General features: G+C 58.8%; 16 protein-coding genes and 1 pseudogene. 6 read left to right on the forward strand and 11 right to left on the reverse strand.

Going from position 1 to position 12143, the window contains the following annotated elements:
- Window positions 1–373: 373 nt before the first annotated feature.
- Genes Mlute_RS11415 through Mlute_RS11450 form a run of 8 tightly spaced genes read right to left on the reverse strand, consistent with a single transcriptional unit; the run spans window position 374 to window position 5291 of the window.
- Window positions 374–1408 carry a glycosyltransferase family 4 protein gene (locus tag Mlute_RS11415; RefSeq protein ID WP_119360769.1) on the reverse strand — a complete coding sequence of 345 codons (1035 nt, stop codon included), beginning with the start codon at window positions 1406–1408 and terminating at the stop codon, window positions 374–376.
- Between the two features lie 7 nt (window positions 1409–1415).
- On the reverse strand, window positions 1416–2273 hold the full coding sequence (locus Mlute_RS11420; RefSeq protein WP_119360770.1) for a glycosyltransferase family 2 protein: 858 nt from the start codon (window positions 2271–2273) through the stop codon (window positions 1416–1418).
- A 6-nt stretch (window positions 2274–2279) separates the two neighbouring features.
- A complete protein-coding gene (locus tag Mlute_RS11425) occupies window positions 2280–3737 on the reverse strand; it encodes an oligosaccharide flippase family protein (RefSeq protein WP_119360771.1) in 1458 nt (485 codons plus the stop codon).
- Entirely contained in the window at window positions 3734–3910 is a 177-nt protein-coding gene (locus Mlute_RS15860) for a hypothetical protein (protein WP_245958949.1), read from the reverse strand. The genes Mlute_RS11425 and Mlute_RS15860 overlap by 4 nt, the downstream gene beginning before the upstream one ends.
- Complete coding sequence (locus tag Mlute_RS11435) at window positions 3907–4308, reverse strand: HI0074 family nucleotidyltransferase substrate-binding subunit (protein ID WP_119360772.1); 402 nt, start codon at window positions 4306–4308, stop codon at window positions 3907–3909. Before Mlute_RS11435 ends, Mlute_RS15860 begins: the two co-directional genes overlap by 4 nt.
- Complete coding sequence (locus tag Mlute_RS11440) at window positions 4296–4592, reverse strand: nucleotidyltransferase family protein (protein WP_119360773.1); 297 nt, start codon at window positions 4590–4592, stop codon at window positions 4296–4298. The genes Mlute_RS11435 and Mlute_RS11440 overlap by 13 nt, the downstream gene beginning before the upstream one ends.
- Window positions 4589–5005: a HEPN domain-containing protein gene (locus Mlute_RS11445; RefSeq protein WP_119360774.1), complete on the reverse strand. Its 417-nt coding sequence runs from the start codon at window positions 5003–5005 to the stop codon at window positions 4589–4591. Before Mlute_RS11445 ends, Mlute_RS11440 begins: the two co-directional genes overlap by 4 nt.
- Window positions 4980–5291 carry a nucleotidyltransferase domain-containing protein gene (locus Mlute_RS11450; protein WP_119360775.1) on the reverse strand — a complete coding sequence of 104 codons (312 nt, stop codon included), beginning with the start codon at window positions 5289–5291 and terminating at the stop codon, window positions 4980–4982. The genes Mlute_RS11445 and Mlute_RS11450 overlap by 26 nt, the downstream gene beginning before the upstream one ends.
- 173 nt (window positions 5292–5464) lie before the next feature.
- On the opposite strand from Mlute_RS11450, the gene rfbC reads away from it, so the two are divergent.
- Genes rfbC through Mlute_RS11470 form a run of 4 tightly spaced genes read left to right on the forward strand, consistent with a single transcriptional unit; the run spans window position 5465 to window position 8743 of the window.
- The gene (rfbC, locus tag Mlute_RS11455) at window positions 5465–6043 is read left to right on the forward strand and encodes a dTDP-4-dehydrorhamnose 3,5-epimerase (protein WP_119360783.1); all 579 of its coding nucleotides are present in this window, start codon (window positions 5465–5467) and stop codon (window positions 6041–6043) included.
- Complete coding sequence (locus Mlute_RS11460) at window positions 6040–7059, forward strand: NAD-dependent epimerase/dehydratase family protein (RefSeq protein WP_119360776.1); 1020 nt, start codon at window positions 6040–6042, stop codon at window positions 7057–7059. The genes rfbC and Mlute_RS11460 overlap by 4 nt, the downstream gene beginning before the upstream one ends.
- Window positions 7043–7918 carry a dTDP-4-dehydrorhamnose reductase gene (gene rfbD / locus Mlute_RS11465; RefSeq protein ID WP_119360777.1) on the forward strand — a complete coding sequence of 292 codons (876 nt, stop codon included), beginning with the start codon at window positions 7043–7045 and terminating at the stop codon, window positions 7916–7918. Before Mlute_RS11460 ends, rfbD begins: the two co-directional genes overlap by 17 nt.
- Before the next feature lie 3 nt (window positions 7919–7921).
- Window positions 7922–8743: a glycosyltransferase family 2 protein gene (locus tag Mlute_RS11470; RefSeq protein WP_119360778.1), complete on the forward strand. Its 822-nt coding sequence runs from the start codon at window positions 7922–7924 to the stop codon at window positions 8741–8743.
- A gap of 22 nt (window positions 8744–8765) precedes the next feature.
- Here the strand turns inward: Mlute_RS11470 and Mlute_RS11475 are convergent, their stop codons facing one another.
- From Mlute_RS11475 to Mlute_RS11485, 3 genes are all read right to left on the reverse strand, one after another.
- Complete coding sequence (locus Mlute_RS11475) at window positions 8766–9176, reverse strand: type II toxin-antitoxin system VapC family toxin (protein WP_119360779.1); 411 nt, start codon at window positions 9174–9176, stop codon at window positions 8766–8768.
- Window positions 9173–9403, reverse strand: coding sequence for a type II toxin-antitoxin system Phd/YefM family antitoxin (locus tag Mlute_RS11480; protein WP_119360780.1), 231 nt, complete (start codon window positions 9401–9403; stop codon window positions 9173–9175). The genes Mlute_RS11475 and Mlute_RS11480 overlap by 4 nt, the downstream gene beginning before the upstream one ends.
- An 85-nt stretch (window positions 9404–9488) precedes the next feature.
- Complete coding sequence (locus Mlute_RS11485) at window positions 9489–10562, reverse strand: glucose-1-phosphate thymidylyltransferase (protein WP_119360781.1); 1074 nt, start codon at window positions 10560–10562, stop codon at window positions 9489–9491.
- Between the two features lie 73 nt (window positions 10563–10635).
- Between Mlute_RS11485 and Mlute_RS11490 the strand changes: the two genes are divergently transcribed.
- Entirely contained in the window at window positions 10636–11742 is a 1107-nt protein-coding gene (locus Mlute_RS11490; RefSeq protein ID WP_119360782.1) for a class II aldolase/adducin family protein, read from the forward strand.
- Window positions 11743–11836: 94 nt separating this feature from the next.
- Window positions 11837–12143 (forward strand): annotated as a pseudogene (locus Mlute_RS11495) (TVP38/TMEM64 family protein); the annotation flags it as partial.

Here is a 12143-nt window from a genome sequence, read left to right on the forward strand (position 1 = left end):
TCAGGGGGGTGAAGCGGAGGACCGGGGTGGTGGGGGTGTTTCCGAGCGAGAGGAGCCTGGCCAACCTGGCCACGGTGGTGATGCTGAGGGCGAGTGAGGACTGGGCGTTCAGGCGTTACATGGACATAGGCCCGCTCTGGGCTGTGGAGGAGAAACCCACAAAAAAGGCTACTTGACCACCTCCAGGTAGCGTCCCACCGGTTCCTCCGCCACCGCGAGGTAGGCTTATGGAAACCGTTCTTGTCTAGGTAGCCCACTACCATACTTTGGACTTTGGGTACGCACCGCATCACTCTTGGATGCTCGGTTGAAGCTTTAGAAGGACTGCTATGCTGGAATTGTAAGAGTGGACGGCCTAGCAAGCTGGCCTGCATTACATCATAACCTCCTTGTAAACAGCCACCAATAGTTGAGCCACTCTCTTCCATGAATAATTCTCCCTAATGTAGTTGCTTTGGCCATGCATATCTCTCTTTTGTGTAAGAGCAAGCTCTAGGGCGCTTGATATTTGGGTTATGTTATCTTGCTCAACAAAAGTTGCGAAGCCTCTCAAATATTCTTGAACTGGAGGAGATATACCGACAACAAGATTAGCCCCATTGATGCCCGCCTCTAGGTTGGCAAGCCCAGGAGTTTCCATCCAAGAGACTAGCGCATGGACATGAGCTGCCGCGTACGCATCGGCTAGATCACTGCTACCATTGGGCAAGAAGGGTATGTGTTTTGCATAGCCCGGGTAGCGTTCGAGCTCCACTCTAAAACGTTCAAAGTATTTCTCCTCCTCAGGTAAGCTAACTGGGGCGCCAATAAAAACCAAAGGCAGCTTGTGTTTAGCAGCAGCACGAAGTAGATTTAAGGAATTTTTGCGCTTTTCAATTCGTCCAACGCACAAGATAAAACGTTCTTCTTTGGCTAATTCCGGCAAGTATTTGCGCCTAAAACCATCCGGATCTTGACCGAGAAAATCGTCTCTGACAGCATTTGGTATTACCCTCATAGAGGAATCGGGCAAATTAAACAGTCGTCTTAGTAAGACCTGTTCACTTTTAGAATTCGGCAAGACCTTGCTAGCACTACTTAAGACGGATTTTCTAAGTCCAGACACGGAGTATGGAAGAAAAGCAGAGAGCCGATAAAGTAGGCGTGATAAACCTATAGGGTAAAATATTGAAGAAACTACATAGGGAACACCTTTGCCCCTAAGCAATTTTGCGATTTGGGCAAAAACGTAGTCGCTACCAAATAGATGAACGATGCTATTGTTTGTTATTTGATCACGGTTAAAATAGTCAGCAAACTCAATACTTAAGCCAAATTGCTCAAGGGCAAGTTTGGTTTCAAGTAGTTGAACCTCAGTACCGCCGAAAGCTAGAGAAAATGGCCTTGGTGTAAAAAAGATCACTTTCATGTTCCCCTTAGCCTTCGTATTCGACAAGATATCTTTCTGCTTCTTTTGAGTAAATTTCTGCGATAGTTTCTCTGTCGCCTACCAGCTGAAGCTGTGTGATTTTTGCAAATGTTACTATTTCGTAAAAAAACATTAGGAGCGCTAAGTACGCTCCGCGCCAGCCGTCTTTGAACCCCTTGCGGAGCAGGTAGAACGCTAAGAATTTCCTTGTTGCTCTAAAAAAAGCCTTTGATATGTTGACGTGCTTGCTAGCCTTAGACTTAACATATTGCAAGGCATGAATGCTAGTGTAACGATTAAGCTTGTCTAAAAAATGAGACACATCCAGATAACTGAAGTGTATTATCGCCATCCCTTGTTGGTAGGGCATATCATAAATCTTGGCCCCTGGCATAAGTTCAATGTGATCATGCATATTTGGCCGAATACTAAGTTTGCCACGCCTGAACAATCGATATTGTTTGTCGTCATTGGGTGACCACCCAGAATGTTCAACCGGCGCACCTGCCAGATAGTTAATACGCGGCACCTTAATTACGTCGTACTCGCCTGTGGATGCCAAACGAAGTAATTCACGGCTTAAGCACTTTGGAACCAGTTCATCTGCATCCAGAAAAAACATCCATTCGTTCTTGGCACTGTCTATCGCAAGAGATCTGGCTATTTCAAACTCGGCAACTCGGTCAAAAGAAAAAACCCTAGCACCATATTTTCGCGCAATTTCTACTGTTCGATCCTCACTATGCATGTCCACTACAACAATCTCGTCGGCCCACGAGGTTACAGAACGAAGAGCATACTCCAAGTTCCTCTCTTCGTTTAGCGTAATCATCAACACTGAGATTTTTGGTATGTCTTTTTCCATATTGCCTTACCTCACCTTCCACGCCCAGTATAGTTCTCGGACGGTCGTTTTGTGCCTTTGTGCAAAGATCACTCCAAAGAGTAATAGTCCAAGCAGAAAAAAGCCAACCAAAATATACAAGTTGGGCACGGTTGCTAGTTGTGCCAGCAACCAAACGATTACTCCAACGAGTAAAGACGTCGCCCAAGTAGACAACACGGGCCCCCAGATGCAAATTGGGAGTTGTTTCCTTACAATTGCAAAGAGCCAAAGGTTGGTGACTTGAACTACTACGTTTGTTATCGCGAAACCAATATCTCCGAACCAGTAAACGAACGGAAGCCCTAAAACCCAGGTAATACCAGCCCACAGCAGCGTAAAGGCGAAAGTTGTTTGAGATTGTCCAAGAGCATTCAGCAAACCTTGCAAGGGAGTGGATGAGGCCACCACCAGGTTTGCTAAAACCAGCAAATAAAATATTGGCAATGCTACAAGCCACTTCTCACCGAATATCAACCGCGTAATTGGTTCAATCAGTACCAGAGTAAGCACCGAAACCGGTGCGGTAATGGCGTTGGTCACCAACAACACTCGCTCAACAAACCTAGCCAGTAGTACTCGATCCTGCTGGAGTCGAGCGAACATGGGCATATATAAGCGCTGGAACACCATTAGGGCCATTACAGTATAGTTCGCGACCATCTGAGCCCAATTGATATAACCCACTGACTCTGCCCCCAGGTAAAGCCCCACAAAGACTGGGGTTATCGAGTCTTTGATCAGAGAAACAACCTGCCCCCCTTGAAGAAACAAGCCGAATTCAAGATGTTTACGGGCCGTATTCCAGTCCCAGCTCCAGCCTATCTTCCAGGGGCTGATCCAGTTGGCTAGGATCGCACCGGTAATTGAGCGGAGCAAAAGGGCTATAGCGAAAGAAAGCGGTCCGAGACCCCACCAGGCTAAAAATACTGCGGTAACGTTGTAGGTAAAGGCTTGGGCTATTTCCACAAGTGCAAGCTTGTCAAAGGCCAGATGGCGCTCGAGACGTACCTGCGGTATCACCATGAAAGATGTAGCCAGTAACGAAAGGGCGACCAAGCGAAATATCCATGCATTGTCTGGCGGCAGACGGTACGCGTGCGCAATCCATGGCGCCGCCATCCACAGAACCAAAACCAAAGCAATAACAATAACCTGCTGAATTGTATAGACTGACCTATACTCAAGCTCGACGGGTTCGTTTGGCTGGCGAATGAGGCTAGCAGCCAAACCGGTGCCGCCAAACGCAGCGAGAAAAGTTAGGAGGAAAGTGACGATGGCATATAGGCCGAATTCTGTGGGGGTTAGTAGGCGTGCCAGTAAGATTCCACCCACAACGTTCAGCCCCTGTACCACTACCTGACGAACCATCAAGGCAGTAGCGCTCCGAACTGCTTGGTGGCCCAAGTCTCGTGGAGACAAGGTTTGTTCACTCAAATCACTCATAAGCTCCGGAATTCTCTTAGGGAGCCCCAACCCTGCGGTCCCAAAACTCGAGCCAGATACGGCAGGGCAACCAGGGGCAGCAAATAGTTGGCGAACTGCACCCCGTAGAGTGCCAGGAGGTTCTGCGCCGTGCGCCCCCGAAGAAGCTGGATGGCTCGAGCCCCTATGCTCACGCGTTCCTCCCCAGGGCCTCGAGTAGGCGCCGCATAAGGGCCAGATGTTCGGGCAAGCGAGAGAAAATGGCCTTGGCAAGCTCCTCGTTGTAGGTATGGGCAGTCGAATTCCGATCGTCTACCATCTGCATACCCCAACGCCCCTCAGCTTCGGTCAAGATGCCAACTTCATAGCAAGCCCGCACCACGCCCTTAGGCGACTTAGGCGAGGCCAAGTCTATCCCTTCGCACTCCCTAAAGTAAAGCTGGGCAGCTTTCCACACAGCCTCCAGGGTGTACTCGAAGCGCTGGATGGCTGCGTCGCGAATCACGGTGTCTGCAGAAGACCCCAGCGGAAGCTCCGCCAGGGTTTCTAGGGCTCTGTGGGCAATGGAGATCCTTTGGGCTAACCGATCCATCGCACCCCCTCGGTCTGCACGCGCTGCACCAGCTCCGGCGGGGCCTGCGAGAGGTCTACTAGGTCCACCCGAAACAGTAAGTTCGATTCCTCCAAGCGCTCCCGTAGCTGGGACAGCAGGCCCACCGGAAGAGGGGCCTGCGGCAGTACCCCCACGTCTAGGTCGGAACCCCGGCGCAGCGCTCCGCGGGCCGCTGAACCGAAGAGGTAGACCTGTACCGGCAGGCCAGCAAAAAAGTCCTCCAGCATGGCCCGCAAAGCAGCCAGATCGAGTGAGGGGTTCATGCGGCCTCCTCGAGCCAACCCTCTACCGCCTTCAGGATGGCTTCGGCCTGGGCTAAAGCCGCCCTGGCTTCCGCTTGCGTGTAGGCTTCGGCGGGGGTGAGTTCGGCCAGGGCGTCGGGGTAGCGGGTGGGGATGTAGAGCTTATCCAGCGCCAGCGCACTGTCCAGCAAAGGGGCAAACGCACCCTTGGCGTCTCCTGGCATTTCCCGTACCAGCCGCCCCAGGGAGTGCCCCCAGGGGTCTGCATCCAGAGCCAACCAGACCGCTTTGAGGGCCTTTTCCCCGGCTTGCTGGGCGAAAAAAGCGGCCTGAGCATACTTTCCTACCGCTTCCAAAGCCCTGGCCGCCTCGAGGTCATCCCTTGCCTGGCGGAGCCAGCGGTGGGCTTCACGCCGTTGTTTTTCTGCGCTCATACAGGAGCTTGGCCTCCTTGAGTACGCCCTTCAGAAAAGGCAGGTCGCGGCGGTTCTCGAGCTCGGCAGGCGTCAGCACCACCGGCTCTACCACCCAGGGCAAGTCCTTTAGGGCCGAGAGAACCGTACCGATGCGCTCGAGCGGAGATAGAGGGGTTTCCCAAAGCACCAGCAGATCGAGGTCCGAACGCCGGGTGGCCGTACCCCTGGCGTGCGAGCCAAACAGGTAGACCCGCTCAACCCCCAGGGGAGCCAGTCGCTCGGCCACGGCAGCCCAATCGCTCATCTGAGACATTGTACACGCCGGCGCTGAATCAGAACCGATGGCTCTTGGCAAATAAAGGGCTATGTTTGGCCCCTTGGCCGATCTTGCCGCCATCTGCCGCCCCCGCATAGCAGTGGCTGTACAGGCGGTGACTGGAATTTCGAGGTATATTTGGCCCGTTGGAGGTAGACGGCATGCCTTTTCGGTTCGAACCCCTAGCCATTCCCGAGGTGATTTTGGTTGAGGCCAAGGCTTTTCCCGACGAACGAGGTTTTTTCATGGAAACCTTCAAGCGCTCTGAGTTCATGCAGGGGGGTATTGATCGGGTGTTTGTTCAGGACAACTACTCCTACTCTCGTCGGGGCACCGTGCGGGGCCTGCACTACCAGATGAACCCCGCTGCCCAGGGTAAGCTGGTGGCCTGCTTACGGGGTGAAATTTACGACGTAGCGGTGGACCTGCGCAAAGGTTCCTCCACCTACGGCCGCTGGGTTGGCGTGGTTTTGAGCGCGGAGAACCGGCGGATGCTCTGGGTGCCCGAGGGGTTTGCCCATGGCTTCCAGGCCCTTACCGAAGGGGTGATGGTCTGGTACAAGGTGACCGCGGAGTACGAACCCGCCACTGAGCGAGGTGTCCGTTGGGACGATCCTGCCTTGGGCATTGAATGGCCGCTTAGAGAGGAGGCCATTGTCTCGGCTAAGGATGCGGCGCTACCCAGCCTGGCAGAACTTTCGGAAACCGACAACAACTTTACCTATGGAGGGCGTTCATGAGGACAGTGCTGGTTACAGGCGCTGGAGGGTATATTGGCAGCGTCCTCACGGGACTGCTTTTGGAGGCGGGCTACCGGGTACGGGCGCTAGACCGATTCTTCTTTGGGCCCACCCTGGCCCGTTTGCAGGAAAACCCCAACCTGGAGCTGGTCAGGGCCGATGTGCGGGACTGCGACCCTAGGGTGCTGGAAGGGGTTTGGGCGGTGCTCGACCTGGCGGCCCTTTCCAACGACCCGGCGGGGGAGCTTGATCCCACCACTACCCTGGCCATCAACCACCAGGGGCGGGCCCGCATGGCCCGGCTGGCCAAGGAGCGTGGGGTAGAGCGCTATGTGCTGGCCTCCTCATGCAGCGTGTACGGCTTTCAAGAAGGCCTTTTGGATGAGTCTTCGCCCACCAACCCCCTCACCACCTACGCCGAGGCCAACCTGAAGGCCGAGGAATCCAACCTGCCCTTGGCGGACGAGGGCTTTTGCGTTACCGCCCTGCGGCAGGCCACTGTTTACGGGCTTTCGCCGCGGATGCGCTTTGACCTGGCCATCAACGGGATGACCTTGGGGCTTTGGCGGGATGGGAAGATACCCCTTCTGCGCGATGGTACCCAGTGGCGCCCTTTTGTGCACGTGCGGGACACCTCGAGGGCCTTTTTGATGGTGCTGGAGGCCCCTAGGGAAAAGGTCAACGGCCAGGTCTTCAACGTGGGCGCCGATGAGCAGAACTACCAGATCATGCCCCTGGCCCAACAGATTGCCGAGGCCCTGGGAAAGCCGTTTGATTTTGAGTGGTACGGCCTGCCCGACCACCGCTCCTACCGGGTGAGCTTTGCCAAAATTCGCAACGCCCTGGGCTTTGTCCCCCGCTATACCCCTGCGGATGCGGCCAGGGAGATTGCCGCCGCCCTCGAGGCGGGCTCGGTGGTGCCGGACGACCGGACCATCACCCTAAAGTGGTACAAAAACCTTTTGGAATGGCACCGGATTATCCGCGAGGTGGAGCTGGATGGGCGCATCCTCTAAGGTAGCGGTGATTGGGGCCCAGGGGCAGCTAGGCAGCGACCTGGTGCGGGTGCTTTCGGAGGCTTATGAGGTGGTGGGGTTCACCCATCAGGAGCTCGAGGTGGCCGACGTGGCCTCGGTGGAGCGGGCCCTTGGTGGACAGGGCTGGGCGGCCATCATCAACACCGCGGCTTTTCATAAGGTGGAGGCCTGCGAGGTTGAGCCGGAGCGCGCCTTTCGGGTGAACGCCCTGGGGGCCTTGAACGTGGCCCGGGTGGCCCGGGCCACAGGGGCCAAGTGCGTCTACATCAGCACCGACTACGTCTTTGACGGGGCTAAAGGGAAGCCTTACCTCGAGTCGGACCCCCCCCGCCCGCTCAACGTCTACGGGGCCTCTAAGGTGGCAGGGGAGCAGCTTTGCTTGATGACGTTGGAGGACGCCCTGGTGCTCAGGATTTCCAGCGTGTTCGGTAGAGCGGGGGCCAGCGGCAAGGGGGGCAACTTCATTGAGACCATTCTACAAAAAGCGCGGGCGGGAGGGCCTTTGCGGGTAGTAGCGGATCAGGTTATGAGCCCGAGCTATACCTTAGATGTGGCCCGGCTTCTGCTGGGTCTTTTGCAGAAGAACGTCCGCGGGGTGGTGCACGGGGCCAACCAGGGGGTTTGCTCCTGGTTTGAGCTGGCCCGGGAAGCGGTGCAGTTGTGCGGCCTGGGGGTTGAGGTGGAGCCTATACCCTCCAGCGCTTTTCCTTCGCCGGTGAAGCGCCCCCCCTACTCCGCCCTCGCCAGCGAGCGGCTGGCCGGCCTGGGCTTGGAAACCCGCCCTTGGAGGGAGGCGCTGGCGGACTATTTGCGGGAGAAGGGGCACCTTGTGGGGTGAGGGGTGCAGGGCCTTTCCGTAGTGGTGGTAAGCCACAACGCCCAGGCGGTGTTGCTGGAGTGCTTAGCGCGGCTTTCTCGCCACTACCCCAGCGCCGAGGTGGTGGTGGTGGACTCGGGCTCTACCGACGGCAGCGCCGAGGCCGTGGCCGAGCGGTTTCCCCAGTGCCGCCTCCTCCGGGTGGAGAACCGGGGCTACCCGGCGGCGGTGAACCGGGGGCTTTCGGTGGTCAGCGGGGACTACCTGGTGCAGATGAACAGCGATGTGTACCTGGAGGCGGGCGACCTCGAGGCCCTCTTGGAGGCTGCCCGGGCCGACCCCAAAGCCGCCCTGGTGGGCCCTACCCTGGTAACCCCTCAAGGGCGCTTCCAGTCCTTTGGGCCTCTGTACACCCCGAACTACTGGAACCTGCGGGCTCCCCGCCGGGTGGCCTGGATTTCCGGGGCCCTGACCCTGATGCCCCGCGCGGCCTACCAGGCCCTGGGGGGGATGGATGAGCGGTTTTTCTTCTACAACGACGACCTCGAGTGGTGCTTGCGGGCCCGCCGCAAGGGCTGGCGGGTCTTGCTGGTGCCCCGCCGGGTGCTGCACCTGGGCGGCAGCTCTACCCCCAAGGACCCCCGTTTCCTGGCCGAGGGCTACCGGGGGGGGCTCCTGCTGAGCCGGGACTACTACCCGCACCTGCACGGCCTGCACAAGAAGGCGGTCTGGCTCGAGGCCCATTTGCGAATCTGGCTTGACCCTGACCCTACCCGCAGGGCGGGCTACCGGCTGATTCTGGACAAAGTTTGTAGAGGGGGTTTGGACAGGCCTCTGTTACCGTGAAAAAAAGTGGCGTTTTGCCAGCTTACGCTCCCGGTTTCCAAAGCGTTCGCAGCTCCGAAAGCCCCTGCAGTTTTTCGTCGCGCGACACGAGCACCGCACCCAACCGAAGGGCCGTCGCAACAATGAAGCGGTCTGCGGGATCGGGGTGGGGCAGGGGGAGGCCATCGGCCTCCAGCGCGATGTAGGCGTCCAGCGGCACCACTTCGATGCCTGGCACCCGCAAAGCATCCTCGAGCCAGCGCCGCACTCCTGAGGTGAAGGCCAGCCGCCCCTTCCGGGCCAGCACGGCTACCTCCCAGGCACTGATGGCGGAAACAAAAAGCGCCTGCTCTGCGCGGGCTTCCTCCAGCAAAGTCTCCAGCCCCCTGGGAAGCTGAATGGGGTCGGCCAGGAAGTAGACCCAGGCGTGGGTATCGAGCAGGTAGCGTTTCAAGCCAGCGCCTCCCAGGGCTCATCCGTAGGCTCCGTGGGCTGCTCATAGCGCAAAAGGGTACCTCGAAGGCGCTTTCGCACCTCCTCGCCCCGGTAGGGGCGGATTTCCAGCACCAACCGGCCCCGGTCGCTCAGAATTAGGGGCTCGCCCGTAGCCTCTACCCTGCGCAAAAGCTCCAGAGCATGGGCTTTGAAATAGCTTTTGGAAACTTTCATGCCTAGGGTCATGGTACATGGTCATTTTAGAGAAATCAAGCTGGGTTGCCTCTGTTAGCAATTGTTAACAATCGCTCATAAAGGCTCGAGCCGAGGGTTACAGCATCACCCGGCTGCGATCCCCCAACACAAGCTGCAGCGTGTGGCGCCTTGTGTTCCCTTTACCATCCACCACCACCCCCTGCCCCAATACGCTGCTGTCCAGGCGGTAGGGCAGGTGATAGACCTGGGCCTCGTCCATCAGAATGGAATACTCGACCTCGCTGGCAATCACCCTGGCGTTTTTTCCGATGGCGGTGTAGGGACCGACAAACCCATCCTCAATGAGGGCTCCAGCACCGATGTAGGCCGGGCCGCGCACGGTGCTGCGCACGATTTTGGCGCCTGGCTCCACCACCACCTCGCCAATCACCTTAGCCTCGAGCAGCTCGCCCTCAATCCGCCGCGCAACCTGGGACAGGGCCAGCCGGTTGGCGTCCAACAGGTCCTCGGGCTTCCCGGTGTCCTTCCACCAGCCCCGCACCTGGTGGGCCACCACCCGCTGGCCGCGGTCCACCAGCCCCTGGATGGCCTCGGTGATCTCGTACTCGCCGCGCCCGCTGGGCCTTAGGCCCTCGATGATGGGGTGGATGGCCGGGCTGAAGAGGTAGACCCCCACCAGGGCCAGGTTGGAAGGGGGGTCTTGGGGCTTCTCCACCAGCCGCACCACCCGGCCCACCTCGTCCAACGCCACCACCCCGAAGGCCCGGGGGTCGTCCACCGGGCAGAGCAGCACGATGGCCGCGGGGTTGGTCGCCTGGTACTCGGCCACCAGGTGCCGGATGCCGCCCGAGAGCAGGTTGTCGCCTAGGTAGAGCACGAAGGGGTGCTCCCCCAGGAAAGGCCGGGCGGTCTTGACCGCGTGGGCGATGCCCAGAGGGGCTTCCTGGACGATAAAGGTAAAGCGCGCCCCCCAGCGGGTGCCATCCCCAAGCGCTGAGCGTACCTCATCGCCGGTCTCGGGGCTCAGCACCACCCCGATGTCGCGTATGCCGGCCGCCACTAGGTCTTCTATGGCATAGAACAGGTTGGGCTTTCCGGCGATGGGGATAAGCTGCTTGGCCCGGGTGTGGGTGAGGGGGCGCAGGCGGGTGCCCTTGCCCCCGGAGAGGACCAGCCCTTTGAGTTCCATAGCGGGCTCAGTTTACCAGGGAGTATGGTGTAAAATCCGGGGAAGCGGTGGAAGGTTCCTCAGGAGGGTTTTCATGGTGCTGTCCAGCGACAACGCCCGTTTTTCTCTAGAGAAGACCCCGCCTAGCTTCGTCCTGTTCGGTGAGCCCACCGAGGGGCTGAGGCCGATAGCCCAGGCCCTACCCGGGGTCTTGCAGGCCAAAGGCTACCGGCTAGCGCCCACCGAAGAGGCCCCTAGGGCGGTGCTGAACTTTATCCGGGCGGATAGACCCACCCCCTACCGGCGCAAGGCCCAGGGGACCATGGTGGTCTCGTTCTTGGAGCTGCCCGAGGTGCCCCAAGACCCCATCGCGGCCCTGTACAGCTACCTGGTACGGGCCCTTTCCAATATGCTGGTGGTCTATGTGCCGGGGTGGGGGGCGCACTTCCTGACCCTGGAGCTCGGCCAGTACCACGAGCCCGAGGGCCCCGGCTTCATGGAGCGGGTAGCCGAGCGGATCCACCCCATTGCCTCCTCAGTCCTGGTGGTGCACAACCGCTTCGAGCCCGACCTCGAGCCCGAGCTCTGGCAGGGCGATGAGCTCACCGAGAGCCTAAGCGCGGCGGGCCGCCGCCTGGCGGAGTGGGATCTGCTCCCTGCGGCCTTCCCCATAGAGGAGATTCTGCCGCCTGAGGACTTGCGCCATGTCAAGCGCCTTTATGGCATCGGGGGGCTCTCCTACGGCAACCTCTCGGTGCGTAAGGACGAGCGGCGCTTCTGGATGTCGGCCAGTGGGGTGGACAAGGCCAACCTGCGCGAGATTGGGCGGGACATCCTCCTGGTTACCGACTACGATCCCCTGGAGAACGCCATGCGTCTTTCGGTACCGCCGCATGTGGAGCCCCGGCGGGTGAGCGTGGACGCCATTGAACACTGGATGATCTACCGCGAGCACCCTCAGGTGGGGGCTATTATCCACGTGCACGCCTGGATGGAGAACGTTCCCTCCACCCAGTTCAACTACCCCTGCGGGACCTACGAGCTGGCCAGCGCGGTGGCCGAGAAGGTGCGGGAGGCCCCCGACCCCAGCCGGGCGGTGGTGGGGCTTAAGAACCACGGCCTGACCATCACCGGCCGCAGCCTTGAAGACATCTTGGAGCGCATTCAGGGGCGGCTTTTGCGGCAGGTGCCGATGAGCTAGGCGTGTTGGACGGGAGGGAAGGAGGCTGTGGGGCCAGTTCCGCTCTTGTTTGGATGTGGAGAATTTTTTGCGGCCCATCGGGTACCCTAGGGGCATGTCTAGGTTTCCTGTGCTGCCGCTTTTGGTGGTCTTGGCCCTCATGCTGGCTGGGTTTTTAGGGCTGTATTTTCTCTGGCCGGGCTTGAGGGAGGGTTTGGAGGGGGTCTACCGCCTGTTGAGCCGGGGGAACCTCGAGGAGATTCGGGCCTGGGTGGCCAGCCTGGGCTGGGTGGGTCCTTTGGCCATCCTTTTGCTGATGATCGCCCAGACCCTGGTCTCGGTGGTGCCCATGACCCTGGTGATGCTGGTCTCGGTGCTGGCCTTTGGGCCGGTCTTGGGCGGGGTGCTGGGCTGGATGGGGG

It is taken from the genome of Meiothermus luteus (assembly GCF_003574085.1).
Classification (GTDB): domain Bacteria; phylum Deinococcota; class Deinococci; order Deinococcales; family Thermaceae; genus Meiothermus; species Meiothermus luteus.

Coding starts and splice junctions, on each gene's coding strand:
- Mlute_RS11460 (WP_119360776.1), top strand. CDS start 6,040: ATGAGGACAGTGCTGGTTACAGGCGCTGGAGGGTATATTGGCAGCGTC.
- Mlute_RS11415 (WP_119360769.1), bottom strand. CDS start 1,408: ATGAAAGTGATCTTTTTTACACCAAGGCCATTTTCTCTAGCTTTCGGC.
- Mlute_RS11440 (WP_119360773.1), bottom strand. CDS start 4,592: ATGAACCCCTCACTCGATCTGGCTGCTTTGCGGGCCATGCTGGAGGAC.
- Mlute_RS11480 (WP_119360780.1), bottom strand. CDS start 9,403: ATGACCCTAGGCATGAAAGTTTCCAAAAGCTATTTCAAAGCCCATGCT.
- Mlute_RS11445 (WP_119360774.1), bottom strand. CDS start 5,005: ATGAGCGCAGAAAAACAACGGCGTGAAGCCCACCGCTGGCTCCGCCAG.
- Mlute_RS11435 (WP_119360772.1), bottom strand. CDS start 4,308: ATGGATCGGTTAGCCCAAAGGATCTCCATTGCCCACAGAGCCCTAGAA.
- rfbC (WP_119360783.1), top strand. CDS start 5,465: ATGCCTTTTCGGTTCGAACCCCTAGCCATTCCCGAGGTGATTTTGGTT.
- Mlute_RS11485 (WP_119360781.1), bottom strand. CDS start 10,562: ATGGAACTCAAAGGGCTGGTCCTCTCCGGGGGCAAGGGCACCCGCCTG.
- Mlute_RS11450 (WP_119360775.1), bottom strand. CDS start 5,291: ATGAGCGATTGGGCTGCCGTGGCCGAGCGACTGGCTCCCCTGGGGGTT.
- Mlute_RS11420 (WP_119360770.1), bottom strand. CDS start 2,273: ATGGAAAAAGACATACCAAAAATCTCAGTGTTGATGATTACGCTAAAC.
- Mlute_RS11490 (WP_119360782.1), top strand. CDS start 10,636: ATGGTGCTGTCCAGCGACAACGCCCGTTTTTCTCTAGAGAAGACCCCG.
- rfbD (WP_119360777.1), top strand. CDS start 7,043: ATGGGCGCATCCTCTAAGGTAGCGGTGATTGGGGCCCAGGGGCAGCTA.
- Mlute_RS11425 (WP_119360771.1), bottom strand. CDS start 3,737: ATGAGTGATTTGAGTGAACAAACCTTGTCTCCACGAGACTTGGGCCAC.